Annotated in this window: 27 protein-coding genes; 13 read left to right on the top strand and 14 right to left on the bottom strand. The window is 73.4% G+C overall.

Annotated elements, in window-relative coordinates; translation table 11 throughout:
• Positions 1 to 4 precede the first annotated feature (4 nt).
• Together ACFYZ3_RS22985 and ACFYZ3_RS22980 are read left to right on the top strand one after the other, a co-directional pair.
• Positions 5 to 970 (top strand): hypothetical protein, encoded by a 966-nt coding sequence (locus ACFYZ3_RS22985; RefSeq protein WP_388521498.1) that lies wholly within the window; start codon positions 5 to 7, stop codon positions 968 to 970.
• 76 nt (positions 971 to 1,046) lie between these two features.
• On the top strand, positions 1,047 to 2,081 hold the full coding sequence (locus ACFYZ3_RS22980; protein WP_388520752.1) for a hypothetical protein: 1,035 nt from the start codon (positions 1,047 to 1,049) through the stop codon (positions 2,079 to 2,081).
• Between the two features lie 23 nt (positions 2,082 to 2,104).
• Here the strand turns inward: ACFYZ3_RS22980 and ACFYZ3_RS22975 are convergent, their stop codons facing one another.
• From ACFYZ3_RS22975 to ACFYZ3_RS22965, 3 genes are all read right to left on the bottom strand, one after another.
• Positions 2,105 to 2,950: a fused MFS/spermidine synthase gene (locus ACFYZ3_RS22975; RefSeq protein WP_361006003.1), complete on the bottom strand. Its 846-nt coding sequence runs from the start codon at positions 2,948 to 2,950 to the stop codon at positions 2,105 to 2,107.
• 59 nt (positions 2,951 to 3,009) lie between these two features.
• Complete coding sequence (gene tuf, locus ACFYZ3_RS22970; RefSeq protein WP_388520749.1) at positions 3,010 to 4,188, bottom strand: elongation factor Tu; 1,179 nt, start codon at positions 4,186 to 4,188, stop codon at positions 3,010 to 3,012.
• A 275-nt stretch (positions 4,189 to 4,463) separates the two neighbouring features.
• Positions 4,464 to 5,186: a DNA alkylation repair protein gene (locus ACFYZ3_RS22965; RefSeq protein ID WP_388520746.1), complete on the bottom strand. Its 723-nt coding sequence runs from the start codon at positions 5,184 to 5,186 to the stop codon at positions 4,464 to 4,466.
• A gap of 49 nt (positions 5,187 to 5,235) precedes the next feature.
• Here ACFYZ3_RS22965 and ACFYZ3_RS22960 point away from each other — a divergent pair, with 49 nt between their 5' ends.
• Positions 5,236 to 6,012, top strand: coding sequence for a TVP38/TMEM64 family protein (locus tag ACFYZ3_RS22960; protein WP_388520743.1), 777 nt, complete (start codon positions 5,236 to 5,238; stop codon positions 6,010 to 6,012).
• 29 nt (positions 6,013 to 6,041) lie between these two features.
• On the opposite strand, the gene ACFYZ3_RS22955 is transcribed toward ACFYZ3_RS22960, so the two are convergent.
• Complete coding sequence (locus tag ACFYZ3_RS22955) at positions 6,042 to 7,211, bottom strand: thiolase family protein (protein WP_388520740.1); 1,170 nt, start codon at positions 7,209 to 7,211, stop codon at positions 6,042 to 6,044.
• A 136-nt stretch (positions 7,212 to 7,347) separates the two neighbouring features.
• Between ACFYZ3_RS22955 and ACFYZ3_RS22950 the strand changes: the two genes are divergently transcribed.
• The 3 genes from ACFYZ3_RS22950 to ACFYZ3_RS22940 all read left to right on the top strand — a co-directional run bounded on the left by ACFYZ3_RS22950 (position 7,348) and on the right by ACFYZ3_RS22940 (position 9,089).
• On the top strand, positions 7,348 to 7,821 hold the full coding sequence (locus ACFYZ3_RS22950; RefSeq protein WP_388520737.1) for a winged helix-turn-helix transcriptional regulator: 474 nt from the start codon (positions 7,348 to 7,350) through the stop codon (positions 7,819 to 7,821).
• A gap of 149 nt (positions 7,822 to 7,970) precedes the next feature.
• Positions 7,971 to 8,846, top strand: coding sequence for an undecaprenyl-diphosphate phosphatase (locus ACFYZ3_RS22945; RefSeq protein ID WP_361006020.1), 876 nt, complete (start codon positions 7,971 to 7,973; stop codon positions 8,844 to 8,846).
• A 63-nt stretch (positions 8,847 to 8,909) separates the two neighbouring features.
• On the top strand, positions 8,910 to 9,089 hold the full coding sequence (locus ACFYZ3_RS22940) for a hypothetical protein (RefSeq protein WP_115746278.1): 180 nt from the start codon (positions 8,910 to 8,912) through the stop codon (positions 9,087 to 9,089).
• A 60-nt stretch (positions 9,090 to 9,149) separates the two neighbouring features.
• Here the strand turns inward: ACFYZ3_RS22940 and ACFYZ3_RS22935 are convergent, their stop codons facing one another.
• Complete coding sequence (locus tag ACFYZ3_RS22935; protein ID WP_388520734.1) at positions 9,150 to 9,890, bottom strand: SDR family NAD(P)-dependent oxidoreductase; 741 nt, start codon at positions 9,888 to 9,890, stop codon at positions 9,150 to 9,152.
• A 150-nt stretch (positions 9,891 to 10,040) separates the two neighbouring features.
• Here ACFYZ3_RS22935 and lnt point away from each other — a divergent pair, with 150 nt between their 5' ends.
• Positions 10,041 to 11,615 (top strand): apolipoprotein N-acyltransferase, encoded by a 1,575-nt coding sequence (gene lnt, locus ACFYZ3_RS22930; RefSeq protein ID WP_388520731.1) that lies wholly within the window; start codon positions 10,041 to 10,043, stop codon positions 11,613 to 11,615.
• On the opposite strand, the gene ACFYZ3_RS22925 is transcribed toward lnt, so the two are convergent.
• Both ACFYZ3_RS22925 and ACFYZ3_RS22920 read right to left on the bottom strand, forming a co-directional pair.
• Positions 11,539 to 12,444 carry a Gfo/Idh/MocA family protein gene (locus ACFYZ3_RS22925; RefSeq protein ID WP_388520728.1) on the bottom strand — a complete coding sequence of 302 codons (906 nt, stop codon included), beginning with the start codon at positions 12,442 to 12,444 and terminating at the stop codon, positions 11,539 to 11,541. The genes lnt and ACFYZ3_RS22925 overlap by 77 nt on opposite strands.
• 13 nt (positions 12,445 to 12,457) lie before the next feature.
• Positions 12,458 to 13,648, bottom strand: coding sequence for an FAD-dependent monooxygenase (locus ACFYZ3_RS22920; protein WP_388520725.1), 1,191 nt, complete (start codon positions 13,646 to 13,648; stop codon positions 12,458 to 12,460).
• Between the two features lie 101 nt (positions 13,649 to 13,749).
• Between ACFYZ3_RS22920 and ACFYZ3_RS22915 the strand changes: the two genes are divergently transcribed.
• The 3 genes from ACFYZ3_RS22915 (at position 13,750) to ACFYZ3_RS22905 (ending at position 15,535) form a co-directional block, all read left to right on the top strand.
• Positions 13,750 to 14,370 (top strand): TetR/AcrR family transcriptional regulator, encoded by a 621-nt coding sequence (locus tag ACFYZ3_RS22915; protein WP_388520722.1) that lies wholly within the window; start codon positions 13,750 to 13,752, stop codon positions 14,368 to 14,370.
• Between the two features lie 42 nt (positions 14,371 to 14,412).
• A complete protein-coding gene (locus ACFYZ3_RS22910) occupies positions 14,413 to 14,925 on the top strand; it encodes a DinB family protein (RefSeq protein WP_388520719.1) in 513 nt (170 codons plus the stop codon).
• Positions 14,926 to 15,028: 103 nt separating this feature from the next.
• Positions 15,029 to 15,535 (top strand): hypothetical protein, encoded by a 507-nt coding sequence (locus tag ACFYZ3_RS22905; protein WP_388520716.1) that lies wholly within the window; start codon positions 15,029 to 15,031, stop codon positions 15,533 to 15,535.
• A 40-nt stretch (positions 15,536 to 15,575) separates the two neighbouring features.
• Here ACFYZ3_RS22905 and ACFYZ3_RS22900 read toward each other — a convergent pair whose 3' ends face one another.
• The 5 genes from ACFYZ3_RS22900 to fabG all read right to left on the bottom strand — a co-directional run bounded on the left by ACFYZ3_RS22900 (position 15,576) and on the right by fabG (position 20,375).
• Positions 15,576 to 16,127 (bottom strand): hypothetical protein, encoded by a 552-nt coding sequence (locus ACFYZ3_RS22900; RefSeq protein ID WP_388520713.1) that lies wholly within the window; start codon positions 16,125 to 16,127, stop codon positions 15,576 to 15,578.
• A gap of 129 nt (positions 16,128 to 16,256) precedes the next feature.
• A complete protein-coding gene (ung, locus tag ACFYZ3_RS22895) occupies positions 16,257 to 16,940 on the bottom strand; it encodes a uracil-DNA glycosylase (RefSeq protein ID WP_388520711.1) in 684 nt (227 codons plus the stop codon).
• 73 nt (positions 16,941 to 17,013) lie between these two features.
• Positions 17,014 to 18,600, bottom strand: coding sequence for an ABC transporter substrate-binding protein (locus tag ACFYZ3_RS22890; protein ID WP_388520708.1), 1,587 nt, complete (start codon positions 18,598 to 18,600; stop codon positions 17,014 to 17,016).
• A gap of 208 nt (positions 18,601 to 18,808) precedes the next feature.
• On the bottom strand, positions 18,809 to 19,570 hold the full coding sequence (locus ACFYZ3_RS22885) for an SDR family oxidoreductase (RefSeq protein WP_388520705.1): 762 nt from the start codon (positions 19,568 to 19,570) through the stop codon (positions 18,809 to 18,811).
• A gap of 43 nt (positions 19,571 to 19,613) precedes the next feature.
• Positions 19,614 to 20,375 carry a 3-oxoacyl-ACP reductase FabG gene (gene fabG, locus ACFYZ3_RS22880; protein WP_087810511.1) on the bottom strand — a complete coding sequence of 254 codons (762 nt, stop codon included), beginning with the start codon at positions 20,373 to 20,375 and terminating at the stop codon, positions 19,614 to 19,616.
• A 265-nt stretch (positions 20,376 to 20,640) separates the two neighbouring features.
• Here fabG and ACFYZ3_RS22875 point away from each other — a divergent pair, with 265 nt between their 5' ends.
• A complete protein-coding gene (locus ACFYZ3_RS22875; protein ID WP_388520702.1) occupies positions 20,641 to 21,423 on the top strand; it encodes a hypothetical protein in 783 nt (260 codons plus the stop codon).
• Between the two features lie 47 nt (positions 21,424 to 21,470).
• Here the strand turns inward: ACFYZ3_RS22875 and ACFYZ3_RS22870 are convergent, their stop codons facing one another.
• Together ACFYZ3_RS22870 and ACFYZ3_RS22865 are read right to left on the bottom strand one after the other, a co-directional pair.
• Positions 21,471 to 21,854: a DUF3037 domain-containing protein gene (locus tag ACFYZ3_RS22870; RefSeq protein ID WP_109030049.1), complete on the bottom strand. Its 384-nt coding sequence runs from the start codon at positions 21,852 to 21,854 to the stop codon at positions 21,471 to 21,473.
• Positions 21,851 to 22,606 carry a HipA family kinase gene (locus ACFYZ3_RS22865; protein ID WP_361006053.1) on the bottom strand — a complete coding sequence of 252 codons (756 nt, stop codon included), beginning with the start codon at positions 22,604 to 22,606 and terminating at the stop codon, positions 21,851 to 21,853. Before ACFYZ3_RS22865 ends, ACFYZ3_RS22870 begins: the two co-directional genes overlap by 4 nt.
• Before the next feature lie 259 nt (positions 22,607 to 22,865).
• Between ACFYZ3_RS22865 and ACFYZ3_RS22860 the strand changes: the two genes are divergently transcribed.
• Positions 22,866 to 23,486, top strand: coding sequence for an ATP-binding protein (locus ACFYZ3_RS22860; protein ID WP_388520698.1), 621 nt, complete (start codon positions 22,866 to 22,868; stop codon positions 23,484 to 23,486).
• Positions 23,487 to 23,739: 253 nt separating this feature from the next.
• A complete protein-coding gene (locus ACFYZ3_RS22855) occupies positions 23,740 to 26,484 on the top strand; it encodes a LuxR C-terminal-related transcriptional regulator (protein WP_388520695.1) in 2,745 nt (914 codons plus the stop codon).
• The last annotated feature ends 5 nt before the right edge of the window (positions 26,485 to 26,489 follow it).

The following is a 26,489-nucleotide window of genomic DNA, read 5'->3' as shown; positions in this document are numbered from 1 at the left end:
GCCCATGTGGCCAGGAGAGCAGTCATCCACCGGCGGACCGGACCCGCACCAGCCCAACCCGTACCGGCAGCCCGGCTACCAGCAGCAGCCGCCGTACGCGGGGCAGCAGCAACCCGCTCCCTGGAACGCGCCCACGGTCCCGTCCGGCGGACCGGCCGGCCGGGGACCCGGCGGCGGCCGTACGAAGGTGGTGGCGGTCGTGGCCGCCGCGGTCGTGGTGGTCGCCGCCGCCGTGACCGGGGTCGTCCTGCTGGGCGGTGGCGAGGACGACGGGGCCCGGCCCGGTCCCGCCGCCTCCTCCGCCTCCGCTTCCTCCGCCGCCTCCGCCCCGTCCGCCGCCGACGACCCGCGCGGCGGTGACGACGCCCCGAAGCCCACCGTCGAGGGCTGGACCGTAGTGGCCAACCCCGGCCTCGGCATCGCCTTCGAGGTGCCGGCTTCCTGGGTGCCGCAGTCGCGCGACTGGGTGACCTACGTCGCCGAGGACGACGACCCCGACGAGAAGCCCCTGGTCGCCATGAAGGCCCCCGCCGTCCTGAAGGAGAAGTGGTGCGGGTCGGACGGCGACCGGGACGGCTCGGTCGAGTACACGCCCCTGGCCAGTGCGGGCACCCGCGGCAACAACGGCGCCCGGAGCACCGAGGAGATCGCCCGGACCGACGCCGCGGCCTGGGTCTACGGGGCCTTCACCCAGCCGGACCGGGACAAGGTCTCGACGGGCCCGGTGACGCCCTTCACCACCGGCTCCGGCATCGAGGGCAGCCTGGCCACCTCCCGGTCGGCCGGGGTGGCGAAGAAGGGCAAGTGCGACGTGAACGGCAAGGCGACCACCTTCGCCTTCAAGTCCGCCGACGGCGACTTCGTGTCGTGGTCGTTCTTCGGCGCCGCGGGCGTCGCCGACGAGGTGCCCGACGCCACCGTCCGAAGAATTCTGGCCACCGTCAGGGAGTACACCCCGTCGGACGCCTAGGCTTCCGGGTTTCGGTACGTCCCTGACAAGGGTCGGTGACCGAATCGTTTCCCTGGCGGCATTAGGGTGACTGCTCATGTGGCCAGGACAGCAGCCGCCCGGGGGCGAGCAGAACCCGCAGAATCAGAACAATCCCTACCAGCAGCCGGGGTACCAGCAGCCGAATCCGTATCAGCAGCCCGGCTACCAGCAGCAGCCCGGCGCGTACGGCCAGCAGCAGTGGAGCACGCCGCAGCCGGCCACCGTTCCGCAGCCGGTGACGGGCGGCAGTGGGGGCGGCGGTGGCGGCAACCGGACGAAGCTGGTCGCGATCATCGCGTCCCTCGCCGTGGTCGTGGCCGCGGGCGTCACCGGCTTCCTGGTGCTCGGCGGCGACAAGGACGACCAGGCGGACGACGGCAAGGACAAGAAGACGTCCGCGAGCCCGACCGTGGAGAAGTCCGAGTCCCCCACCGCCGACCCGAGCGCGTCGGGCTCCGACGAGAACCCGCGCGGGGGCGAGGGCGCGAAGGCCACCGTCGACGGCTGGAAGGTCGTCGCCAACCCGCGCTTCGGCACCATGTTCGACGTGCCCGCGGACTGGGAGATCGACAGCACCGACACCAGCGTCGGCTTCGAGTGGGAGGAGGACGGGAAGACCGACCGCACCACGGTCACCGCTCCGGCCTACCTGAAGTCCGAGTGGTGCACGACCGACGAGAACAAGGACGGCCGCAAGGAGACCACCGCCCTCGCCACCACGGGCACCCGCGGCGAGAGCGGCGCCAAGACCACCGACCAGGCGGCCGAGACTCGGGTGCCGTGGTGGATCTACGGCGGTTACACCGAGCCGGACAAGAAGAGCGTGAAGTACGGCAAGCCGAAGCCGTACACCACCGCTTCGGGCATCAAGGGGAGTGTCATCACGGCGCACTCGGAGGGCGCCCCCAAGAAGGGCAAGTGCGACACCGAGGGCAAGGCGATCACCTTCGCGTTCCAGAACGGCGCGGGCGATTTCGTCACCTGGAACCTCTACGGCCCCAAGGGCGTCAAGGACGAGATCCCGGAGGCGACGGTCCAGAAGATCCTCGCCACCGTGCGCCTCACTGAGGAACCGCCGACCGAGTCCTAGGCACACCGGGCCGGTGGCGCCGCTCAGCCGATGCCGAACGCCCCGGCCGGCGGCTCGGGCGACGGTACGGCATCCTCGTCCCGCACCGGACGGGCGTCGCCGACGAAGTCCCGCAGGCCGGGCCCGTGCTCGACCCTGGCCGGGAAGGCGTCGGCGGCGGTGCGCCGGGCCAGCGCGGCGGTGTCCAGCGGCCGGTGCGCGGCGACGAGCACCGCGTTGCCGAAGCGGCGCCCGCGCAGCACACCCGGTTCGGCGATCAGTGCCAGCTCCTCGAAGAACGCGGCGAACCCGGCCAGTTGGCCGCGCAGGAAGCCGAACGGCGCCCCGTCGGCCAGGTTGGCCACGTAGACGCCGTCGGCGCGCAGGACCCGGGCCGCCTCGCGCACATAGCCGAGGGACGTCAGGTGCGCGGGCACGCGTGAACCCCCGAAGACGTCGGCGACCACTACGTCGGCCGAGTCCGCGGGGGCACCCGCCAGCCAGTCGCGGGCATCGGCACCGTGGGCGGTGATACCCGCGTCCGGCGGCAGCGGCAGGTGCTCGGCGACCAGGTCGAGCAGCCCCCGGTCGGCCTCCACCACGTCCTGCCGCGAGCCGGGCCGGGTCGCGGCCACGTACCGGGGCAGGGTGAACGCGCCACCGCCCAGGTGCAGGACGTCCAGCGCCCGCCCCGGCTCGGCGACCGTGTCCAGGACGTGGCCGAGCCGGCGCGTGTACTCGAACTCCAGGTGCGCCGGCTCGTCCAGGTCGACGTACGACTGCGGCGCCCCGTCCACGGTCAGCAGCCAGGCCCGTTCCCGGTCGACGTCGGGCATGAGCTTGGCGGTGCCGTGGTCGGTGACCCGGCTGACGGGTATGGCTTCGTTCACCCGCCCATTGTGCCGGTGCCCGGCGGGGCCCTCACTCCACCGCGCTCACTCCACCGCGCTCACTCCACCGCGGTCACGGTCCCCGCCCCCACGGTGCGGCCGCCCTCGCGGATCGCGAAGCCGAGCCCCGTCTCCAGCGGCACGTCCCGCCCCAGCTCGACCGTCATGGTGACGGTCTCCCCGGGCCGGGCGACGGCCACCTCGCCGAGGTCCACGTCGCCGACCACGTCCGCGGTGCGGATGTAGAACTGCGGCCGGTATCCGGTGGTGAGCGGGGTCGAGCGCCCGCCCTCACGCGTGGACAGCACGTACACCTGGGCCCGGAAGCGCCGCGCCGGCACGACGCTGCCGGGTGCGGCGACCACGTGCCCGCGGCGCACCGTGTCGCGGGCGACCCCGCGCAGCAGCAGCGCCACGTTGTCCCCTGCCTGCGCCTCCTGCATCGGCTTGCCGAAGGTCTCCAGGCCGGTGACGACCGTCTCGACGGACGCCCCGAGCACCTCGACCCGGTCCCCGACGCGCACGGTGCCGCGCTCGACGGCGCCGGTGACGACGGTGCCGCGGCCGGTGATGGTGAGCACGTTCTCCACCGGCAGCAGGAACGGCGCGTCCAGGTACCGCTCGGGCATGGGCACGTAGGTGTCCACGGCGTCGAGCAGCGCCTCGACGGACGCCGTCCACCTCGGGTCGCCCTCCAGGGCCTTCAGCCCGGAGACCCGTACGACGGGCACGGCGTCGCCGCCGTATCCGTGCGCGGTGAGCAGTTCGCGCACCTCCAGCTCGACGAGGTCGGTCAACTCCTCGTCGCCCGCGTCGGCCTTGTTGAGGGCGACCACGATGTGGTCGACGCCCACCTGCCGGGCGAGCAGCACGTGTTCGGCGGTCTGCGGCATGATCCCGTCCAGCGCGGAGACGACGAGGATCGCCCCGTCGAGCTGGGCGGCGCCGGTGACCATGTTCTTGACGTAGTCGGCGTGGCCCGGCATGTCGACGTGGGCGTAGTGCCGGGTGTCGGTCTCGTACTCGACGTGCGCGATGTTGATGGTGATGCCGCGCGCCGCCTCCTCCGGGGCGCGGTCGATGCGGTCGAACGAGACGTACTGGGTGGTGCTGCCGGCCCCGCGCTCGGCGAGGACCTTGGTGATGGCGGCGGTCAGGGTGGTCTTGCCGTGGTCGACATGGCCCATCGTGCCGATGTTCAGATGCGGTTTGGTGCGGACGTACGCCGTCTTGGACATGGCGGTACCTCGAAGCCTCGTGGCGGTGGTGGGGACCCCTGGGGCCGGCCGACCCTCCCCCTGCGGGGTCCGCCGGACGATCCGGGGAGGGTCAGCTTCGGGCGCCGTCGACTGCGGCGGTGAGGTGGGCGACGGCAGCCTTCGGGGCATCCGCGACCGCGGATGCTGCGAGGTGGAAGGCGTACCGGAACATGAGGCAGATCATTGCCGACGCTTCGTCGCACGTCGAATGGTTTTTGAGGGAACGGCAGTTCGAGAACGGTACCGGTCCGGTGCTACGGGCCGATGGTCCGCAGCGCCTCCCGCGCGGACAGCGGGGCGAGGCGCGCGCGGTGCTCGGCCACGAAGGCACGCACGGCGTCCGGATCGGTCTTGGCGTACTCGCGCAGGCACCAGCCGACGGCCTTGCGGACGAAGAAGTCGCCGTGGCCCGACTGGCGCACGCAGTAGCCGAAGAGGCGGTCGGTGTCGGTGTGTTCCTTGTGGCGCAGCTGGTGCAGGAGCGCCGCGCGGACCAGCCACAGGTCCTCGTCCTCGATCCAGGCGTCCATGTCCCGCGTGAGACCGCGGTCGGCGGTGACCAGGCCCCCGACGACGTGCGCGGCGAGCAGGTCGACGGTGTCCCACCAGGGGACCGTGGTGAGCAGGTGCCGGACCACCGGCAGGAAACCGGACGAGCAGTGCGTCACATACCGGCGCAGGTAGTCGACGGCGAAGTAGTGGTACTCCCGCTCGGGCAGCCGCCAGCAGCGCAGCGCGACCGCGGTGCAGTCCGACTCGTCCGGCCGGGGCACGCCCGACAGCACCGTGCGGGACAGGGAGCGGCGAACGGGCGAGGTCAGGCCCAGGAACGGCGCCACGTCCCTCATGTACGCCCGGAGTCCGACGGCCCGCTCGGGGTCGGCCGCTGCGGGGTACTCGGCGGTGAGCCGCTCCAGTACCGTGTCGGCGAGGGCGCTCGGCGGCGCGTCCGGAATCGGCCGGGCTGTGACGCTCATGAGACGCACCATACGGCGATCACACACATTTGTCGGTTAGTGTCACCGGATGCTCGATGCCACCACCCGCTCTGGGGGCACCGCCACGGTCTCTCCCCGGACCGCCGCCGCCGAACTCGCCGTCGCCGCCGCAGGACCGGTCGCGCCGACCGGCTTCGCCGCGCGTGTGACGAGAGTGCTGCTGTCTCCGTGGTCCCGGCTCTCTCTACTCGTCGCCCTGCTGGCCTCGGCCGCGACGACGGTGGTGCTGTTCCAGCCGCAGCAGTTGCTGACGAACGGCTGGCCACCTCAGCTCGGGGGCGCCGCGGCGGCCGTCGCGTACGCGGTGGCGTACGGGCTGTGCACGGTCGCCTTCGTACCGCGCCCGCTGCTCAACCTGGCGGCCGGCGCGCTCTTCGGCTCGCAGCTGGGGCTGGCCTCCGCGCTGGCGGGGACGGTGCTCGGAGCCGGGGTCGCCTTCTGTCTCGGCCGGGTCCTCGGCCAGGAGGCGCTGCGCCCGCTGCTGCGGGGCAAGTGGCTGAAGGCCGCGGACGGGCAGCTGAGCCGGCACGGTTTCCGGACGATGCTGGCGATGCGGCTGTTCCCGGGGGTGCCCTTCGCGGCGTCCAACTACTGCGCGGCCGTGTCCCGCATGGGTCTGCTGCCCTTCCTGCTGGCGACGGGGCTCGGTTCGATCCCCAACACCGCCGCCTACGTCGTCGCGGGCGCCCGCGCCTCGACACCGACCTCGCCCGCCTTCCTGATCGCGCTGGCCTGCATCGCCCTGCCGGGGCTCGCGGGCGCGGTGGTGGCCTGGCGCAAGCGGCACCGGCTGCGCGGGCACTGAGCGGGCGCCGGACGGGCTCTGACGAGGTGTTACACCGCTTCCAGGACCATGGCGTTGGCGAGACCGCCCGCCTCGCACATGGTCTGCAGGCCGTAGCGGGCGCCGCGTTCGTGCAGGGCGTGGACGAGGGTGGTGGTCAGGCGGGTGCCGCTCGCGCCGAGGGGATGACCGAGCGCGATGGCGCCGCCGTGCACGTTGACCTTGTCCAGGTCGGCGCCGGTCTCCTGCTGCCAGGCCAGCACGACGCTCGCGAAGGCCTCGTTGACCTCGAAGAGGTCGATGTCGCCGAGGGAGAGCGACGCCCGGCGCAGCACCTTCTCGGTGGCCGGGACGACTCCGGTGAGCATGAGCAGCGGGTCGGAGCCGGTCACGGCGAAGCTGTGCAGCCGGGCGAGGGGCCGCAGACCGAGGCGGGCGGCGGTGTCGCTCGAGGTGATCAGCACGGCCGAGGCACCGTCGTTGACCGGGCTGGCGTTGCCCGCGGTGACGTTCCACTCGATCTGCGGGAACCGTTCGGCGAACGCCGGGTCGTGATAGGCGGGCCGCAGGCCGGCGAGGACCTCGACGCTGCTGTCCGGGCGGACGCATTCGTCGCGCGACACCCCGTCCAGGGGCGCGATCTCGGCGTCGAAGCGGCCGGCGGCGTGGGCGCCGGCCGCCTTCTGGTGCGAGGAGACGGCGAAGGCGTCCATGCGCTCCCGGCTCAGTGACCACTTGGCGGCGATCAGTTCGGCGCTGATGCCCTGCGGGACGAGTCCCTCCGGGTAGCGGGCGGCGACGCCGGGCCCGAAGGGGTCGGCGCCGGGCGGCACGTTCGACCACATCGGCACCCGGCTCATGGACTCGACGCCGCAGGCGACGACGAGGTCGTACGCCCCGGCCATGACACCCTGCGCGGCGAAGTGGACGGCCTGCTGGGAGGAACCGCACTGCCGGTCCACGGTGGTGGCGGGGACGGATTCGGGGAAGCCCGCCGAGAGCAGGGCGTAGCGGGTGGTGTTCATGGCCTGTTCGCCGACCTGGTCCACCGTGCCGCCGATGACGTCGTCGATCAGCGCCGGGTCGACCCCGGACCGCTCGACGAGGGTGCGCAGGGTGTGCGCGAGGAGTTCCACGGGGTGGACGTGGGCGAGGGCGCCGTTCGGCTTTCCCTTGCCCATGGGGGTGCGTACGGCTTCCACGACGACTGCGTCACGCATGGTGCGGGCCTCCGGTGGTCGGTGGTCGGCGAACTGCCGGTGCGGGAACTACCAGTGAGTAGGAAATCTGGACTCACCATAGCCCTGCGGGTTGGAAATTCAAACCCTCTCCTGGTCCTCGCCTAGACTGGCCGTCATGGCCGCCGCTCCCAAGAACCCGCGCCCCTGCTCCATCGCCGACACCCTGGCGCTCGTCGGCGAGAAGTACTCGCTGCTCGTCCTGCGCGAGGTCTGCCTCGGCAACGGCCGCTTCGACCAGTTGGTGCGCAACACCGGCGCCCCGCGCGACATCCTCGCCACCCGGCTCCGGCGGCTCGTCGACGCGGGGATCCTGGACCGGCGTCCGTACAACGAGCGTCCGCAGCGCTTCGAGTACCGGCCGACCCGGGCGGGCCTCGAGCTGGAGCCGGTGCTGATGACCCTCATGGCGTGGGGGGACCGGCATCTGCACGCGGACGGCGACCGGCCCATGGTGATCGAGCACGTCTGCGGCCACGAGCTGGTCCCCCAGGTCACCTGCCCCGCCTGCGGCGACGCCGTCCGCCACGAGGACCTGACCGCCCACCCGCAGGCCCCCGGCTGGACGGTGACGGGCCCCGCGGCGGCGTAGACCCGCTCACCCCCGTCGTCCGGGGTTCATTTTGGGGCGCTACGCTGCCCCACGGCACGCCAGGTCCCGATCACCGCACGCGACGGTTCGGCGTGTCCGCCGACCGTTTCTCGCCGTTCTCCGATCGCCACTTGGACTGACGCAACTCCATGTCTTGGTTTGAATCCCTCGTCCTCGGACTCGTCCAGGGACTGACCGAGTTCCTCCCCGTGTCCTCCAGCGCGCACCTGCGGCTGACCGCGGCGTTCTCCGGCTGGCACGACCCGGGCGCGGCGTTCACGGCGATCACGCAGATCGGCACCGAGGCCGCGGTGCTCATCTACTTCCGCAAGGACATCGGGCGGATCATCTCGGCGTGGACGCGCTCCCTCACCGACAAGTCGATGCGCCACGATCCCGACGCGCGCATGGGCTGGCTGGTGATCGTCGGCTCGATCCCGATCGGCGTCCTCGGCCTGACGCTGAAGGACCAGATCGAGGGCCCCTTCCGCGACCTGCGGATCACCGCGACGATGCTGATCGTCGTCGGCGTGATCATCGGCATCGCCGACCGGATGGCCGCCCGGGACGAGAAGGGCGGCCGGCACCGCGCGCCCCAGCAGCGCAAGGAGCTGGAGAACCTGGGCGTGCGGGACGGCCTGATCTACGGCCTGTGCCAGGCGGCCGCCCTCATCCCCGGCGTCTCCCGCTCCGGCGCGACCATCAGCGGCGGCCTCTTCATGGGTTACCGGCGCGAGGCGGCCGCCCGGTACTCGTTCCTGCTCGCGATCCCGGCGGTGCTCGCCTCCGGCGTGTTCGAGCTGAAGGACGCGATGGAGAGCGACCACGTCTCCTGGGGGCCGACGCTCTTCGCCACGGTCATCGCCTTCGCCACCGGGTACGTGGTCATCGCCTGGTTCATGAAGTTCATCTCCACCAAGAGCTTCATGCCGTTCGTCTGGTACCGCATCGCGCTCGGCATCGTCATCATCGCCCTGGTGGCGACGGGTGCCCTCAGCCCGCACGCCGCCGAGTCCTCCGGCTGACCGGAACCGCTTGTGTAGCCGTCCGGTAGCGCAGCGTCAGTGCTTGCCCCTAGGCTGGTCCGCATGTCCCCCGATTACGTGACGCCTGGTTCCGTGCGGTCCGCCGCGGAGCTGAACGATCAGATCCGCGCGCTGTGGCGGCGCGCGGGCGGGACCCTGTCGGCGCAGGAGCGTGTGGAGTACGAGTTGCTGGTGGTCGAGTGGGCCAACGCGATCCGCGCGAAGGTCATCGAGGCCGCCTGAACCGCGGGGCCGCGCCGGTGCGCGGCCCGGCCCCCGTCCCCGGACGCCCCCGGACCCCGGTCAGCGTCCGCCCGCCACCCGCAGCACCGTCCCCGTCGTGTACGACGCGTCGGGCGACAGCAGCCAGGAGACGGCCGCGGCGATCTCCTCCGCCCGGCCCGCACGCCCCATCGGCACCGCCGCCCCCATCCGGGCCGCCCGGCCGGCGTCCCCCGCCGCCGCGTGCATCCCGGTGTCGATCACCCCGGGCGCGACGGCGTTGACCCGGATTCCGTCCGGGCCGAGTTCCTTGGCCAGGCCCAGGGTCAGCGCGTCGACCCCCGCCTTGCTCGCCGCGTAGTGGACGTACTCCCCCGGGCTGCCGAGGGTCGCGGCGCCCGACGACACGTTCACGATGGCACCGCTGCCCCGCGGCGTCATCAGCCGCGCCGCCCGCCGGGCGCACAGCAGCACGCCCAGCAGGTTGACGTCGAGGACCCGTCGCAGGTCCGCGGTGTCGCTGTCGGCGAGCCGCCCCAGCGGGCCGGTCACGGCCGCGTTGTTCACCAGCCCCGTCACCGGGCCCAAGTGCTCCTCCGCCACGTCGAAGAGGCGCTCGACGTCGGCCTCGACGGACGTGTCCGCGCGCACCGCGACTCCGCGGCAGCCCGCGTCGCGCACCCCTGCCACGACCGTCTCGGCGGACGTCGAGTCGCGCGCGTAGCCCACGACGACGTCGTGGCCGTCCGCCGCGAGGCGCAGACAGGTCGCCGCTCCGATCCCCCGGCTGCCGCCGGTGACCACCGTGATGGGCCGTGTCATGAGGTACCTCCACGTTTTGATCGATCATCGATCATCCTAGGTGAGGTCTCACGCGCCGGACAGGCTTCGGTGTGATCAACTGAATTCGCCCTCGTCGCGAGCGCACACTGTACGGATCACCGGGTAGGGATCAGCTGTAGGGAGGAGTCCATGAAGACGCTCGGCCACTGGCTCGCCTCCCCGTGGCGGCGCTCGGGCCTCGCCGTGCTCGCCGGCGCCCTGCCCGTGCTCGCCTTCCCTGGCCCGGCCCTGTGGTGGTGGGCCTGGTTCGCACTGGTCCCCTGGATCCTCCTGGCCCGTACCGCGCCGGGCGGGAAGCGGGCGGCGTACGACGGGTGGTGCGGCGGGTTCGGGTTCGTGCTGGCCATGCACCACTGGCTGCTGCCGAACCTGCACGTGTTCACGTTCGTCATCGCCGCACTGCTCGGCACGCTGTGGGTCCCGTGGGGCTGGCTGGTGCACCGGACCCTGGGCGGGACGCCCTCCCCCGGCCGGGTCGCGGCGGCGCTCGTCGTACTGCCGTCGGGCTGGCTGCTGGCCGAACTGGTCCGCTCCTGGCAGGGACTGGGCGGCCCCTGGGGGATGCTCGGCGCCAGCCAGTGGCAGGTGGCCCCGGCGCTGCGGCTCGCCTCGGTGGGCGGCGTGTGGCTGCTCAGCTTCCTGGTGGTGGCCGTCAACGTCGCCCTCGCCGTGCTCGTCGCCGTGCGCCGGGCGAGGGTGCCTGCCCTGGCCGGGCTCGTCGCCACGGCCGCGGCCACCTCGGCCGCCTGGGTCTGGTCGCCGCGCCCCGACACCGACGAGCGGGCCGGGATCGCCGTGGTGCAGCCCGGCGTCGTCGCCGGGGCGGACAGCGCCGGCCGGCGGTTCGACCGCGAGGAGCGGCTGACCCGGCGGCTCGCGGACCGGGACCTCGATCTGATCGTCTGGGGCGAGAGCAGCGTCGGCTTCGACCTGGACGACCGGCCGGACCTCGCCCGGCGGCTGGCCGCGCTGTCCCGTCAGACCGGGGCGGACATCCTGGTCAACGTGGACGCGCGACGCTCCGACAAACCCGGCATCTACAAGAGTTCGGTGCTCGTCGGCCCCGAGGGTCCGACCGGCGACCGGTACGACAAGATGCGGCTCGTCCCCTTCGGCGAGTACGTGCCGTTCCGTTCGCTGCTCGGCTGGGCCACCTCCGTCGGCAAGGCGGCGGGCGAGGACCGCAGGCAGGGCACCGAGCAGGTGGTGATGGACGTCGGCGACGGCCTGCGGATCGGGCCGATGGTCTGCTTCGAGAGCGCGTTTCCCGACATGAGCCGCAGCCTCGTCGCCGACGGTGCCGAGGTACTGGTCGCCCAGTCCTCGACCTCGACCTTCCAGCACACCTGGGCCCCCGAGCAGCACGCCTCGCTCGCCGCGCTGCGCGCCGCCGAGACCGGCCGGCCCATGGTGCACGCGACGCTGACCGGCGTCTCCGCCGTCTACGACGCGAGCGGCGCGCGGATCGGCTCCTGGCTCGGCACCGACGCGAGCGCGTCACGGGTGTTCGAGGTCCCCGTCACCCACGGCACCACGCCGTACGTCCGCTACGGCGACTGGACGGTGTACGCGGCGCTGGGGACCCTCGCGGCCTGGGGCGCCGCGCAGGGCGTACGGACGGTGCGGTTCAGGCGGAGCGGTCGAGCACGGCCCGCACCACCCGCTCGCACAGCTCATGGGTCTCCAGCGCGTCCCGGGCGCTGAGCACCGCGCCGGAGCGCACCGCGTCGAGGAAGGCGAGCACCGCCTGCTCGATACCGCGCTGGCGGGCCACGGGAACCCAGTCACCTCGGCGCCGCACGGTCGGCTGGCCCTTGTGGTCGATCACCTCGGCGAGGTTGACCACCTGGCGCTTGGTGTCCTGGCCGGACACCTCCAGGATCTCCTCCGCCGAGCCGCTGAGCCGGTTCATCACGCCGAGCGCGGTGAAGCCGTCCCCGGCGAGCTGGAGCACGACGTGGTGGAGCAGGCCGTCCTCGGCACGGGCGCGCACGGTGACGTCGTCGACCGGTCCGGGCACCAGGAACCTCAGTGTGTCGACGACGTGGATGAAGTCGTCGAGGATCATCGTGCGCGGGTCCTCGGGCAGTCCGGTGCGGTTCTTCTGCATGAGGATCAGCTCGCGCGGGTGCTCGGCGCACTGCGCGTACCCGGGCGCGTGACGCCGGTTGAAGCCGACGGCGAGGCTGGTGCCGCGCTCCTCGGCCAGGGTCACCAGGCGTTCGGAGTCGGCCAGTTCGTAGGCGAGGGGCTTGTCGACGTAGGTGGGTACACCGGCTTCCAGCAGCCGGGTGACGATCTCGGGGTGGGCGGCCGTCGGCGCGTGCACGAAGGCGGCGTCCGGTCCCTGGGCGAGGAGCGCGTCGAGGTCGGCGTGGCGCTGCGCCGACGGGATCCGCAGCTTGTCCGCGACCCGGGTGAGGGTGGCGGGGGTGCGGGTCTGCAGGTGCAGTTCGATCCCGGGGAGGGCGGCGAGCACCGGCAGGTAGGCCTTCTGCGCGATGTCGCCGAGTCCGATGCAGCCGACCTTCACGGGATGTGCTCCTCTAACGCTCGTAACGCTCGCCGACCTGGGTCCGCCCGGAAGCATACGGGGGCTGCGGGGGCCGCCAGTCGGCGATGCCGTCGAAGCCGCGCAGGAAGAGGGCCGGTCCGGCCTTGGACAGGGCGGCGATCGCGGCGTCGCGTACGGCGATCCCGGCGCGGTTGCTCATCAGGTTGAGGCGGGCCACCCTGACGGCCTGCCGGGCGATCGCGGTGGTGCGGGGCAACCTGGCGGCCGAGTAGCCGGCGAGGTCCCGGCTGTGGTGGGCGAGCACGACCGCGTCCTCGATGGCCTGGTTGCCGCCCTGGCCGAGGTTGGGCGGCATGGCGTGCGCGGCGTCCCCGAGCAGCGCGACCCGGCCGCGGTGGTGGGCGGGCAGTGGCTGGGCGATGTGGTGAACGTCGTGGCGCAGGACGTCGTCGGGGCGGGCGGCGGCGAGGACGGCGGGGATCGGGTCGTGCCAGTCGCCGTAGCGGTGCAGCAGTTCGGCCTTCTCGTCGGCCGCGTGTCCCGCGGCCGGGGTGACGGCGGCGGCGTAGGCGTAGATCCGGCCGTCCTTGAGCGGGTGCGTGCCCCAGATGCGGCCCCGGCCCCAGGTCTCGTGGGAGGCGAATGCCACGCCGGGGAGGGGGATCACCATCCGCCAGGTGGTGAAGCCGGAGTAGACCGGGCCCGGGTGGTCCGGGAAGAGCGCGCGGCGTACGACGGAGTGGATGCCGTCGGCCGCGACGACCAGGTCGGCCTCCAGTTCGCCCCGTGGGGTGCGGACCGTGGCCGGACGGTCGCGGTCACCGGGGTCGGCGACCCTCGCGTCGGCGGCCGTGCGGATCGCGTCCGGCGGCAGCAGCGCGGCGAGGCTCTCGATGAGCGTGGACCGGTGGAGCAGCACCAGCGGACCGCCGAAGCGCGCCGCGGCCGCCTCGGCACTGGAGCGGGAGAGCCAGCGCCCGCCGGGGGTGCGCAGTCCTCCGTCGCCCTGCCAGGCGGCGAGGTCGCGGATCTCGTCTCCGAGGCCGATCACGTCCAGGGCGCGCAGGGCGTTGGGCGACAGCGAGATGGCCGCGCCGATCGGGCGGAGCGAGGGGGCCCGTTCCAGGACGGTGACCCGCAGGCCGCTCTGGTGCAGGGCGGCCGCCGCGGTCAGGCCGCCGATGCCGCCGCCGATCACGACGGCGCTCCTCGTGCGTGTCATGGCTCTCCTCGGCACTCTTTGGACGCGCGGATCACTACAGATGTAGTAACACCTGTCGCCGACTGTACTACAGCCGTAGTGAGGCGGGTAGGTTGATCTCCATGCCCGCACACACCGCACACCCCGGCCCCTCGGCGGGCGCTTCCCGCGCCGACCTGGTCGCCGACGCGGCTCTGGCCCTGCTCGCCGACCGCGGGATGCGCGGGCTCACGCACCGGGCGGTCGACGAGACGGCGGGGCTCCCCCAGGGCTCCACCTCCAACGTCGCGCGGACCCGGCAGGCGCTGCTGGAGCTGGCGGTGCGGCGGCTGGCCGACCGTGAGGCCCGGGTGCTGGCGCTGCACGAGATGCCCGACCCGCGCGCCGGCCTGGACGCCCTGGTGGACGCCCTGGCGCTGGCGACGCACCGGGCGCTGACCCGTAACCGCGCGCTGACGCTGGCCCGGTACGAACTGGCGCTGGAGGCCACCCGGCGCCCGGAGCTGCGGGCGCACTTCGACGCCGCGGGCGCCCGTTTCCGGGAGCAACTGGGCGCACTCGTCACCGCGATGGGCTCGGCCGACCCGGCCCGGCACGTCCTGACGCTGGTCGCCTGGGCGGACGGCCTGATGTTCAGTTGCGTGGCCGGGACCTTCCACGCCGAGGTGCCGGGCCTCCAGGAGGTGCGGTCGGGGCTGCGGGAGCTCCTCGCGGGCATGCTGGGCGGCGTGCCGGACCGCTGAAAACTCCTGGTGGGACCCGCCGTTCTGAGCGAGGATGCCGACATGACGACCGAACGCCACGAACCCGCCGTCGACGCCGACGAACGCACCATGCTGGAGGGCTGGCTCGAATACCACCGGCGGACCCTCGCCTGGAAGTGCGAGGGACTCACCGACGAGCAGTTGCGGACGGCCGCCGTCGCACCGTCGGCCTTGTCCCTGACGGGACTCGTCCGGCACATGGCGGAGGTGGAGCGCAGCTGGTACCGCAGGGTGCTGGCGGCGGAGGACGCGGGCCCGATCTACTACTCCGACGAGGATCCGGACGGCGAGTTCCGGCTCACCGAGGCGGACACCTTCGCCGAGGCCCACGCCACCTGGCAGGCCGAGATCGAGGCGGCCCGCCGCAACGCGGCCGGTGTCCCCCTGGACGAGCCGACCCGGGGCAAGCATCTGCGCACCGGCGAGCGCTACACCCTGCGCTGGATCCACACCCACATGATCGAGGAGTACGCGCGGCACAACGGGCACGCGGACCTGATCCGCGAACGCCTGGACGGCGCCACGGGCGACTGACGTCACCCCGGGTCGCCCACGCGACTCCGTACGGGGCCGGAGATCACCCGTGCGGGGCAACCTCCGCTTGTCCGGCGGCGGTCGTGACGCCCGAACCAGCAGAGTGGCGCGGGTGCATCGAACGACGACCACCGCAACGCTTCTCGTGACCGTGGCCGTGTCGGCCCTGACCGGCTGTACGACGGTCCGGGGCCCGGCGGCGGCCGACCCGTCGGCGGTCGGCGCCCGCTCGTCCGCGCCACGCCCGGACGGCGCGGCCGAGCCGCGGGTGGTGCAGGCCCCGGCCCGGGAGGCGCTGGAGATGATCGGTCCCTCCCCCTCCCCAAAGCGCGCCACCGGAGAACCCCGCCGCACGAAGGCCCCGGCGCCCCCGGCCGCGCGGCACCGGCTCCCGGCCGCCGGTGCCACCGAACAGCGGCCCGCCGCTCCGGCGGCTCCTGAGCACACCCGTTCGCCCGCGCCGCACCGGCCCCGGGTGCCCGAACTGCCCGGCGGGTCCGGCGAAGGCACCGGCGGGAAGGCGGACGTGTGCTCCCTCGGCAAGCAGTACGGCGGCTGGCGGCCGGGCAGCCCCGAGGCCCGCATCTGCGAGCAGGCGTACGGCCGCTGAACCTGGCCATGCCACGACCACGGACAGGGCCGGGCCGTGTTTAGGGCCGCTGCCGCGGCGGTCGGCCCCGTCCCTCGGGACCATCGGGACGGCCGGGTCCGTCGGCACTCCGGCCGGTGCCGTCCAGGCGCAGCTCCAGCCGGTCGATCGAGGCGCGTACGCCCTCTCCGTAGCGATCGGGGGCAAGGGTCTCGGCGGCGGCGCGGGCGTGCCTCAGGTGCAGCCGGGCCGCCTCGCGGTGACCGAGCCGGTCGTAGTCGGCGGCCAGGCTCAGGTGGAGCGAGGGGTAGAGGGCGCGGGCGGCGGGCGTGCCCTCCTGCCGGTCGGCGGGCAGGTCCCCCGTCAGTTCCTCGGCGGCCGACAACGCCCGCAGGTCCCAGGCCAGTTTCTCCTGCGGGTCGTCCTGGGTGTCGGCCAGGTAGTGGGCCAGCGTGCAGCGGTGCAGGGCGTGGCCGTGCTCGCCGATCTCCGCCCACAGGGCGAGGAAGCGGTGCCGGGCCTCCTCGCGGTCGCCCGCGTGATGCAGCATGGCGACCTGGCCGATCCGCGTCGGCACGGCATCCGGCGCCGCCTGCTCCTGTCCCTTCGCCACCGCGTCCTCCGTGCCCCTCGTCGGCTGTCCCGACGACGCTAACCGCACGCGCCCGCTTTCCCGGTCAGGCGGCACCGGGGTGTGCGCGGGCCGGCCGGTGGCGGACCGGCCCGAGCGTCGGGGCCCGGCTCAGCCCAGGTTCGGAATGGTCCAGTCGATCGGCTCGTGGCCCTGCCCGGCGACCGCCTCGTTGATCTGCGTGAAGGGGCGGGAGCCGAAGAACTTCTTCGCGGACAGCGGCGAGGGGTGCGCCCCCTTGACCACGACGTGCCGCGCCTCGTCGATCAGTGGCAGCTTCTTCTGTGCGTAGTTGCCCCACAGCACGAAGACCGCGGGGTCGGTCCGGGCGGCCACCGCGCGGATCACCGCGTCCGTGAACAGCTCCCAGCCGCGGGACTTGTGCGAGTTCGCCTCGCCGGCCCGGACCGTGAGCACCGCGTTGAGCAGCAGGACGCCCTGCTCCGCCCACGGCATCAGATAGCCGTTGTCCGGGATCGGGGTGTCCAGCTCCGCGTGCATCTCCTTGTAGATGTTCCGCAGGGACGGCGGGACCTTCACCCCCGGCCGGACCGAGAAGCACAGCCCGTGGCCCTGGCCCTCGCCGTGGTACGGGTCCTGGCCGAGGACCAGCACCTTCACCCGGTCGAACGGCGTGGCCTCCAGCGCGGCGAAGACCTCCTCGCGCGGCGGGTAGACGGGGCCGTTCGCCCGCTCCTCCTCGACGAACTCCATCAGCTCCTTGAAGTAGGGCTGCTGCAGCTCGCCGCCCAGCACCTCGCGCCAGGACTCGGGCAGCATGGCGATGTCGGTCACGTCAACTTCCTTACGCTGTGCGGTGGCTTCCACTGCCCAAGAACCTACCGCCGACCACTGACAACGGGCGCGGCTACCAGCTCGTCTTCCGCTGGAGCTGCCACATCATCATGATCGTGGACGGGTCCAGGGCCTGCTCCGCGCCCGAGATGTCCGTGCTGGCGGCCACGTACTGCTTGCCCTGCCACAGCGGCAGCAGCCGCGCGTCGTTCACCATGATCTGCTGCGCCTGCTCGAACTCCCGCTCCACGTTGGCGCGGTCGCTCTCCCGGCGGGAGCGCGGCAGCAGGTCGCCGGTGATCTTCGGGGTGAGGTACGGCGTGCCGAGCGCGTTCTGCTCCCCGACGAAGGGCGCGATGAAGTTCTCCGCGTCCGGGAAGTCCGGGGACCAGCCACGTCCGAACACCGGGTACTCGCCCTTCTGGTATCCGGCGACGTAGGTCTTCCAGGGGCGGCTCTTGAGGGTGACCTTGAACAGGCCGGAGGCGTCGAGCTGCCGCTTGATCTCCTCGAACTCCTTGGCCGTCTCGGAGCCGTAGCGGTCCGTGGTGTACCAGAGGGTGAGCGGGACCGGCTCGGTGATGTCGGCGTCCCGGAGGATCTCGCGGGCCTTGGACACGCTCGGGTCGCCGTAGTCGTCGAAGAAGCCCGTGGTGTGGCCGGTGAGTCCCTTGGGGACCATCGAGTACAGCGGGTCGACGGTGTCCTGGTAGATCTTGTGGGCGATCACCGTCCGGTCGATCACCTGGGCGACGGCCTGGCGCACTTCCCTGCGCCCCGCCCACGGGTCCTCGGGGTTGAAGACGAGGTAGCTGATCTCCGTACCGGTGCCCTCGACCAGCTGGAGGCCCTCCTCCTTGCCCTCCTTGCCCTGGAGGGTGATGACGTCGTCGGCCGCGAGGCCTCGGTAGGTGACCTGGATGTCTCCGTCGCGCAGCGCCTTCACCATGCCGGCGGAGTCCTTGAAGTAGCGGACGGTCACGGCCTTGTTCTGTCGTTCGGCGAAGCCCTTGTAGTGGTCGTTGCGCACGAGTTCGGCCCGTTCGCCGTCCTCGTACGACTTGAGCGTGTACGGGCCCGAGCCCACGACGCCGCTGCCTTCCCGCAGGGCGTCCGCGGGGTAGTCGCCGGGGGCGACGATCGACATGGCGGGCGTGGCGAGCACGAACGGGAAGGTGGCGTCGGGCTTGTTGAGGTGGAAGACGACCTCGCGTTCGCTCGGCGCCTGGACCCGTTCGAGGCTGCCGAGCAGGCCGGCCGGTCCACCGTTGACGTCGATGTCCTTGATCCGGTCGATCGAGTACTTGACGGCCTGGGCGTCGAGGGGGTCGCCGTTGGAGAAGGTCAGGCCCTCGCGCAGCTCGCAGCGGTACACCCGGTTCGTGGTGTCGGCGAACGCGCACTGCTCGGCGGCGTCGGGCTGCGGCGCGGTGGCGCCGCTCGGGTAACTGAGCAGCGTCTGGTAGATGTTCCGGAACAGCTCCCAGGAGCCGTCCCAGGAAGCGGCCGGATCGAGGGTGCTGGGGGCGCTGGTCGTCCCGACGACGATCGGCTCCTCGTCCTGCGGACCGTCCGAGGACAGGATGCCGCATCCGGTGACCAGTGACGATATGGACACGATGGCCGCGACCCGCCGCAGGCCCCGCTTCCGGTTGAACACGCGCACGCTCCTCGATCCGCCGTACCAAGGTCGGCAGACCATACCGCAGCGCCACGCCCCCTGAACCCCCTTCTGAACAGGGGTTTTGATCATTTGGCGATGACTACGTTGTCATCGTGCACCGGGTTCCGATACGCGGACACGGGCGCCGTTCTCGTCAACGGCGCCCGTGTCCGGGATCGATCTTGCGGGGTCCTCGTGGGCGATATCAGGCCACGCCGGCGTTCAGGAAGATGCCGCCGTCGACGACGAGCGTCTGACCCGTGACCCAGGCGGACTGCTCCGAGGTGAGGAACTCGGCGGCGCCCCCGATGTCGGAGGGCACGCCGAGCCGGCCCAGCGGGTAGCCCGAGGCGGCCTCCTCCTCGCGCCCCTCGTACAGGGCGGCGGCGAACTTGGTCTTCACGACCGCCGGGGCGATCGCGTTGACCCGCACCCTGGGCGCGAACTCGTGCGCCAGCTGCGCGGTGAGGTTGATCAGCGCGGCCTTGCTCACGCCGTACGCGGCGATGAAGGGCGAGGGCGAAAGGCCCGCGACGGAGGCGATGTTGACGATCGCGCCGCCGTTGTCCTTCTGCCAGGCGTGCCAGGTGCGCTGGGCGAAGCCGAGCGCGGAGATCACGTTGGTCTCGAAGACCTTGCGCGCCACGTTCAGGTCGAGGTCGGCGATCGGGCCGAACACCGGGTTGGTACCGGCGTTGTTGACCAGGAAGTCGACGCGGCCGAAGGCCTCCATCACGCGCTCGACGGCGACGGCCTGGTGGGCCTCGTCGTGCGCCTTGCCGGCGACGCCGATGACCCGGTCGGAGCCGAGCCGGTCGACGGCTTCCTTCAGCGCGTCCTCGTTGCGGCCGGTGATGCAGACCCGGTCGCCGCGCGCGACGAGCGCCTCGGCGACGCCGTAGCCGATGCCGCGGCTCGCGCCGGTGACGAGGGCGACCTTGCCGGAGGGCTCGGGCAGTTCAGTCATGTCAGTGTTCCCAACCGTTCCTGGTCTCCGTGTTCCGTTTTCCCTAGTCGAGCGGTCCGCCGGCCACGTACAGGACCTGGCCGGAGACGAAACCGGCGGCCTCGCCGGTGAAGAAGGCGATGGCGTTGGCGATGTCGTCGGGCTCGCCCACGCGCGCGACCGGGATCTGGGTGGCGGCGGCGGCCTTGAAGTCGTCGAAGCCCATGCCGACGCGGTCGGCGGTGGCCTTCGTCATCTCGGTGGCGATGAAGCCGGGGGCGACGGCGTTCGCGGTGACGCCGAACTTGCCCAGTTCCTTGGCGAGGGTCTTGGTGAAGCCCTGGAGACCGGCCTTGGCGGCGGAGTAGTTGACCTGGCCGCGGTTGCCGAGGGCGGAGGAGGAGGACAGGTTGACGACGCGGCCGAACTTGGCGTCCACCATGTGCTTCTGGCAGGCCTTCGTCATCAGGAAGGCGCCGCGCAGGTGCACGTTCATGACGGTGTCCCAGTCGGAGACGCTCATCTTGAACAGGAGGTTGTCGCGCAGCACGCCCGCGTTGTTGACGAGGATCGTCGGCGCGCCCAGCTCCTCGGCGATCCGCGCGACGGCCGCCTCGACCTGCGCCTCGTCGGAGACGTCGCAGCCGACCGCGATCGCCCTGCCACCGGCCGCGGTGATCTTCTCGACGGTGTCCTTGCAGGCGGCCTCGTCGAGGTCGATGACGGCGACGGCGCGGCCCTCGGCGGCCAGTCGTACGGCGGTGGCGGCACCGATGCCGCGCGCGGCTCCGGTGACTACGGCGACCCGCTGCTCAGTGGTGGACATTCGCTGCTTCTCCTCGTCCTGGGGATGCGGCCCGTGCGGAGCGTGCGCCCTGGGTGAGCGACCGCTTAGTACCTTCCGCAGACGTGACGCTAGAAGCCCTGGCACCCGGTGTCAACGGGACACCGGGCCGGTGTGATCCATTACCTGGTCCCCGCCCTGCGCCCTTCCCCCTCGGTCGCCCGATCGGCCCAGCGCTGCGGGCCGCCCGGCCGCCCGGCCCCTAGCGTCGAAGCGCGAGCCACCCGTGGCCGGAAAGGAGGCGTCCATGCGCCGTCGAACCGGTGCAGCAGGCATAGCAGTCGCGATCGCCGCGATCGTGCCGCTGGCCGACCCCGCACCCGCCCAGGACCTCACCGCGAGCCTGGAGCCGGACTGCCGGAGCTTCACCTACCAGGAAGCGGTACCGATCGGGCTGGAGGAGGATCCGGGCAGCCCGGACCCGCTGTGCCCGGACGCAGGGTACGAAGACCCGTCCGCCGAGGCCCCGCTGGACGAGGGCCGGACCGACGACGGCCGGCTCGACCCGGGCGGAGCCGACGACGGGCGCCTCGACGGAGGTCTGCCCGACGGAGGTCTGCCCGACGGAAGCGGGCCGGGTCAGGTCCGGCCGGACGAGAACGGCCCCGACGGAGGCGGACCGGGCCAGAACCGGCCCGACGAGGGCCGCCTCGACGAGGGCCAGCCGGACCAGGACCGGCCCGGTCAGTCCCACTCCGCCGGCCAGGGTCCCTTCGACCAGGGCGGGATCCGTGAGGTCCGGGAGGCGGACGACGGCGCGGGCGGCGCGGCCCGTCCGGGCCGTGAGCAGCTCCCGACGATCTCCGCCACCTCCATGCCGCGTCCGGCCACCACGGCCCCGGCCCCGGTCGTCACCACACCGGCGCCCGTGGCCTCCCCCGCCGTGACGCCGACGCTCGGCACACAGGGCGGCCTGGGCGGCGCCTCGGGCACCGGTCCCAGCGACTGGGACATCGGCATCGGCCTGAGCTTCGTCACCGGCGCCGCGCTCGCGACGGGCTACGTGATCAGGCGCCGCCGACGCGTCTGACGCACGGCCCGGGCGGCGCGTGCCGATCGTCCGGGCGGGCCCCGCCCCTACCGCACCAGCAACTCGAGCAGCCGTTCCGTCTCGGCCGCCGGGTCGGCCGTGAGGCCGGTGTGGACGGGGCCCGGCTGGACGACGGTCGAACGGGGCGCGATCAGCCAGCGGAACCGGCGGCCGGGATCGTCCTCGGCCGCCTGTCCCGCCGCGTCCCCTCCGGCGCACACGCCCTCCACGGCACGCAGCGCCGCGCGCACCCCGGGCAGGTCCACCCGCGGGTCCAGGGCCAGCAGCCGGTCCTCGTCGAGGTGGGTGCGGGCACCGACGTAGGACTTGGCACGGCAGTAGACGAGTACGCCGGCGTTGACGCACTCCCCGCGCTCGACGCGCGGCACTACGCGCAGCAGCGCGTACTCGAAGACGTGGCGGTCGCTCACCGCACCCCCTTGACGCGTTCGTGGATGGTGGCGGCCCGCGCGAGCAGCGGCCCGGCGTAGGCGCGGCGCAGGTCGTCGGGTGTGGCGAAGCCGGGTTCGTCCCGCAGCCAGACGTCCGGGATCTCGGCGGTGACCTCGGCGAGGAGTTCCTCGGTGACCAGCGGTGCGAGCGCGGCCGCGGCCGAGCGGACGTCCGGCGCGAAGCGGGCGAGGGCGTGGTCGGCGGCGTCGTAGGGGCGGGCGGCGGAGGCCTCGGCGCCGGGCCAGTTGTGGTGCCAGATCATGGTGGCGCCGTGGTCGATGAGCCAGGTCTCGCCGCGCAGGCGCAGCAGGTTGGGGTTGCGCCAGGAGCGGTCGACGTTGTTGACCAGCGCGTCGAACCAGACGATCCGTCCGGCCTCCTCGGCGCTCACCTCGAAGGCGAGCGGGTCGAACCCGAGCGCCCCGGAGAGGAACTCCATGCCGAGGTTGGTGCCCCCGCTCGACTTGAGCAGTTCCTGCACCTGCTGGTCCGGCTCGCCGAGCCCGAGCACCGGGTCGACGTCGACGGTCACCAGCCGGGGCACCCGGAAGCCCAGCCGGCGGGCGAGTTCGCCGCAGACCACCTCGGCGACGAGCGTCTTGCGGCCCTGCCCCGCGCCGGTGAACTTCAGGACGTACGTGCCGAGGTCGTCGGCCTCGACGAGTCCCGGCAGCGAGCCGCCCTCACGCAACGGCGTGATGTAGCGGGTCGCGAGGACCTCTCTCAACACTTGTGCCGGCCACCCGTCTCTTCAGCCCTGCCCGTCCCCGCGGGGAGGCTTCCCCCGGACCTGGAGTGAGCATAGTGACCGCGGGTGACCGTCGGCGAGACCGGCCCGGGCCCACGCCCCGCGGAGGGCTTTTCTTACGTATCCGTAGCGCCCGGGTCCGTATGTACGCGCGGTGGCCGCGGTCCCTAGGTTGCCGTCATCGGCCGGCCGCGCCTTGGCGCGTGCCCCCTCCCCGCCGCTCTCGCACCAGGAGCCTGCCTTGGCCAACTCGGTCTTCCATCCGTGTCCCACGGCGTCGCGGACGGCGTCCTTCCGCCTTCCCGCCGTGCCCTCGGCCGTCCGCGAGGGCCGCCGCCGTGTCCGTACGACGCTGCTCGGCTGGGGCCTAGGCCTGGACGAGGACTCCGCCTGGTCACTCACCGTGGTCTGCGGCGAGCTGCTCGTCCGCGCGGTACGGCGGGCGGCCCAGGGTCCGGCCGGGCGGCTCGCGGTGGGCGTCGACATGGAGGGCGACCAGCTCATCGTCGACGTGCTCGAAGTACTCGACGGCACCCCGCCCTCGGCCCGCGTGCGGGCCGATCCTCCCGACGCCCATGACGAGGACGGCTGGGCCCTCGCGCTCGTCGGCGCCCACTGCACGGCGCACGGCACCGAGCACACTCCGGCGGGCCCCCGCAGCTGGGCCGTCGTCACGCTGCCCGCCGGGGCGTTCCCGGGCCGCCCGTCGGACGGGGAACGCCTGGGCAGCACGCGCTGGGTCGTGGAGCCCGCGGGGGCCGCCCTTGCCCGGACGGGAAGCCGCGTGCTGAGGATGGGGCAGGAGAACGCCCCGTTCGCCCGGGACGCCCGCCCGGCGGCGGGGCGGCGCGTCCGCGGCTAGGGGGTGTCGTTTGGATCAGGCCGGCCGCGGCCTACGGTGCCTTGTGGCCGACCCGAGCGGGGGCGATGGGGGCCCCTCCCGCGCGAGCGAAGCCGAGCGTGGGGGAGCGTGCAGCTGCAAGGCGGAGGAGGGCGACAGGGTGGAGCCCTGGCAACCGACGACAACGCCGCAGATGTGCGTGCCAGGGCCCGCGACCCCGGCAAGATCCAAACGACACCCCCTAGCGGTCCGACGGAAAGCGGTGGTCGACGACATGGCCGGTGTGCAACGGTCCCCCTGGCTGGCTCCCCTGCGTCTGGCACTCGGAGGTAGCGGCTCGGTCCTCGTCCTCGTGGAGGGCCCCGCGGGCCTGGGCAAGAGTCGTGCGCTGCACCGACTGAGCGGCCTGCCGGAGGCGGCCGGTGCCCGTCGGGTCCGGTGGCGGTGCGGTGCGGCGCAGGAGCGGCCGGAGACGGGCGGGGGCCCCGCCCTTCTGCTGGTGGACGACGTGCACCGGGCGGCACCGGAGGAGAAGGAGTGGCTGCGCGAGGTCCTGGAGCGGCCGTGGGAGGGGCTGGCGGCCGTGGTCGCCTACCGTCCCGAGGAGTTGGGCGCCTGCGGTCTGCCGCTGGGCGCCCCGGCCGTCTCCTATCCTCCCGCTCTCGCGGTCTTCCGGCACCGGCTGCGCGCCTGGAGCGTGGACCGGGTGCGCCGGGCCGCCTCGGAGGTCCTGGGCGAACGGGCGACGCCCGAGGCGGTCGCCCGGCTGCACGCGTGCTCCGGCGGGGTGCCGCAGGTGGTGGCCGACCTGCTCGGCGCGCTGCGCGCGGACCCGGGTTCCCGGTGCACGGCCGCCGACGTGGACGCGGCCGGCGTTCCGGTGCGGCTGGCCGAACTGGTGCTGAGCCGTACGGACGCGCTGGCCCCCGCGGACCGGCCCGTCGTGTGGGCGGCCGCGGTGCTGGGTGAACCGGCCGGCCGGGACGAACTGCTGTCCGTGGCGGGGACGGACCCGGGGCACGGCCGTGAGGCGCTGCTCGCGGCCCTGGCCGGCGCGGCGCTGTCGGAGGTGTCGCAGGGACGCTACGGCTTCTCCGTGCCGCTCGCCGCGACCGCCGTGCGCGAGCGGGTGCCCGGGCCGGTGCGTGAGGAGTTGCACGGGCGGGCGGCGCGGGTGCTCGCCCGCCGCAGGCCGGTGCCGTGGGCGGAGGTGGCCCGGCACCGCGGGTCCGCCGGCCGGCGCAAGGGCTGGCTGAAGGCGGTGGAGAAGGCCGCGCTGGCCGCGGTGGCGGAGGGACACCACGAGGAGGCGATCGGGCTCCTGGAACGGACGCTGGCGGTGCCTGAGGTCCCGGCGCGGTTCCGGTCCCGGCTGGCCCCGCTGCTGGCCCGCAGCGCCGTCGTCGGGCTGCGCTCCGACCGGACGGTGGAGGTGCTCACCCAGGCCGTCCGCGATCCCGGTCTGCCGGTGGACGTCCGCGGGCAACTGCGGCTGGACCTGGGCCTGATGCTGGCGAACCAGGTCGGGGACCTCGCCGCCGGGATGCGCGAGCTGGAGTCGGCGGTCGAGGAGCTGGGCGAGGTGCGTCCGGCGCTCAGCTCCCGGGCGATGGTGGCGCTGGCCATGCCGGAGTGGCCGACGGGGACGCTGGCGGGGCACCGGGAGTGGCTGCGCCGGGCCGCCGGGCTCGCCCACGCCGGTGACAACGAGGTCGCGCGGGCCGCCGTCGCCGCCAACCACGCCTCGTTGGCCGTGGCCTGCGGTGACCCGCGGGCCCGTGAGCTGGTGGCGGCCCTGCCCGTCGACGGTCCGCCGGCCGGCTGCCGGGAGCACGCGGCGCGGGGCCTGTGCAACGCCGCGGACGCCGCGCTGTGGCGGGGGTCGTACCGGTGGGGCGAGGAACTGCTGTCGGAGGGACTCGACCTCTCGGCCCGTATCGGTGCCTCGTACACCGAGCAGACGGCGCAGGGCACCCGCCTGCTGCTGGACTGGTGGTCCGGGCGGTGGGCAGGGCTGGGTGAGCGGTGCGAGCGGTTCGTCGCCGACACCGCCGACATGCCCGTGGTGGCGGCGGACGCCCATCTGGTGCGGGGCATGCTGGCCTTCGCCCAGGGGGACTGGACCGAGGCCGTGCACTGGCTGACCGCGCTCGGGGCACCGGCGCCGGAGTGCACGCGGATGCCGCTGGCCGCGGCCACGGCGGGGGCGCTGATCCGTCTCGCCCTGGTCCGCGGCGACCCGTCGGGCGCGGCGGACCAGGCCGGGGCGGCCTGGACGGCCGTGGCGGAGAAGGGCATCTGGGCGTGGGCCGCGGAGCTGGCCCCCTGGGCGGTGGAGGCGGTGGCCCGGGCGGGGGACGTGGCCGCCGCCCGCCGGATGACCGCGGAGTTCGTCCAGGGACTTCAGGGGCAGGAAGCGCCGTCCGCCCGGGCCGCCGTCGTGTGGAGCCGGGCCGCGCTGGAGGAGTGCGAGGGCCGCCACCGGGAGGCGGCCGGGTCGTACCGGAGGGCCGCGGCGGCCTACCGGGAGCTGCCCCGTCCCTACGCCTGGGCCCTGACGACGGAGGGTGCGGCACGCTGCTCACTCACCGGCGGCCACCCGGTCGACGGCGCGGAGTCCTGCGGTGCGGCCGGCGGGGCGGCCGGGGACCGTTCGGACAGTGCCGCAGGTGCGGCCGGCGGGCGGGCCGAGGCCGTCGCGTCGTTGCGGCGCTGTGTCGAGGAGTACACGGAACTCGGCGCGGTCTACGACGCCGCCCGGGCCCGTACCCTGCTGCGCTCCCACCAGCCCCCGCAGGCCCGCCGCCCGGGCCGTCCCGCGTTCGACGACCGGCTCTCCCCCAGGGAGCGGGAGGTCGCGGAGCTCGCGGCCCGCGGCCTGATGAACCGCGAGATCGCGGTGGTGCTGCACCTCTCGCCGCGGACGGTGGAACAGCACGTCGCCCGTGCCATACGGAAGACCGGCGCCCTCTCCCGCCGCGACCTCCTGCGCGCGGAGAACAACGCCGGTCCTCCTTGAGACCC

The sequence above is a fragment of the Streptomyces sp. NPDC001599 genome (genome assembly GCF_042893535.1).
Lineage (GTDB): Bacteria > Actinomycetota > Actinomycetes > Streptomycetales > Streptomycetaceae > Streptomyces.
Note: the sequence above shows the minus strand (reverse complement) of the source record. Positions and strands in the feature narration are given on the sequence as shown.

Bases quoted from the DNA above. Each gene is read 5' to 3' on its own strand.
- ACFYZ3_RS22950 (WP_388520737.1), top strand. From the start codon at position 7,348: ATGGCCGCCGCTCCCAAGAACCCGCGCCCCTGCTCCATCGCCGACACC.
- ACFYZ3_RS22920 (WP_388520725.1), bottom strand. From the start codon at position 13,648: ATGACACGCACGAGGAGCGCCGTCGTGATCGGCGGCGGCATCGGCGGC.
- ACFYZ3_RS22940 (WP_115746278.1), top strand. From the start codon at position 8,910: ATGTCCCCCGATTACGTGACGCCTGGTTCCGTGCGGTCCGCCGCGGAG.
- ACFYZ3_RS22885 (WP_388520705.1), bottom strand. From the start codon at position 19,570: ATGACTGAACTGCCCGAGCCCTCCGGCAAGGTCGCCCTCGTCACCGGC.
- ACFYZ3_RS22855 (WP_388520695.1), top strand. From the start codon at position 23,740: ATGGCCGGTGTGCAACGGTCCCCCTGGCTGGCTCCCCTGCGTCTGGCA.
- tuf (WP_388520749.1), bottom strand. From the start codon at position 4,188: ATGTCCAAGACGGCGTACGTCCGCACCAAACCGCATCTGAACATCGGC.
- ACFYZ3_RS22945 (WP_361006020.1), top strand. From the start codon at position 7,971: ATGTCTTGGTTTGAATCCCTCGTCCTCGGACTCGTCCAGGGACTGACC.
- lnt (WP_388520731.1), top strand. From the start codon at position 10,041: ATGAAGACGCTCGGCCACTGGCTCGCCTCCCCGTGGCGGCGCTCGGGC.
- ACFYZ3_RS22985 (WP_388521498.1), top strand. From the start codon at position 5: ATGTGGCCAGGAGAGCAGTCATCCACCGGCGGACCGGACCCGCACCAG.
- ACFYZ3_RS22915 (WP_388520722.1), top strand. From the start codon at position 13,750: ATGCCCGCACACACCGCACACCCCGGCCCCTCGGCGGGCGCTTCCCGC.
- ACFYZ3_RS22980 (WP_388520752.1), top strand. From the start codon at position 1,047: ATGTGGCCAGGACAGCAGCCGCCCGGGGGCGAGCAGAACCCGCAGAAT.
- ACFYZ3_RS22910 (WP_388520719.1), top strand. From the start codon at position 14,413: ATGACGACCGAACGCCACGAACCCGCCGTCGACGCCGACGAACGCACC.
- ACFYZ3_RS22935 (WP_388520734.1), bottom strand. From the start codon at position 9,890: ATGACACGGCCCATCACGGTGGTCACCGGCGGCAGCCGGGGGATCGGA.
- ACFYZ3_RS22965 (WP_388520746.1), bottom strand. From the start codon at position 5,186: ATGAGCGTCACAGCCCGGCCGATTCCGGACGCGCCGCCGAGCGCCCTC.
- ACFYZ3_RS22955 (WP_388520740.1), bottom strand. From the start codon at position 7,211: ATGCGTGACGCAGTCGTCGTGGAAGCCGTACGCACCCCCATGGGCAAG.
- ACFYZ3_RS22960 (WP_388520743.1), top strand. From the start codon at position 5,236: ATGCTCGATGCCACCACCCGCTCTGGGGGCACCGCCACGGTCTCTCCC.
- fabG (WP_087810511.1), bottom strand. From the start codon at position 20,375: ATGTCCACCACTGAGCAGCGGGTCGCCGTAGTCACCGGAGCCGCGCGC.
- ACFYZ3_RS22875 (WP_388520702.1), top strand. From the start codon at position 20,641: ATGCGCCGTCGAACCGGTGCAGCAGGCATAGCAGTCGCGATCGCCGCG.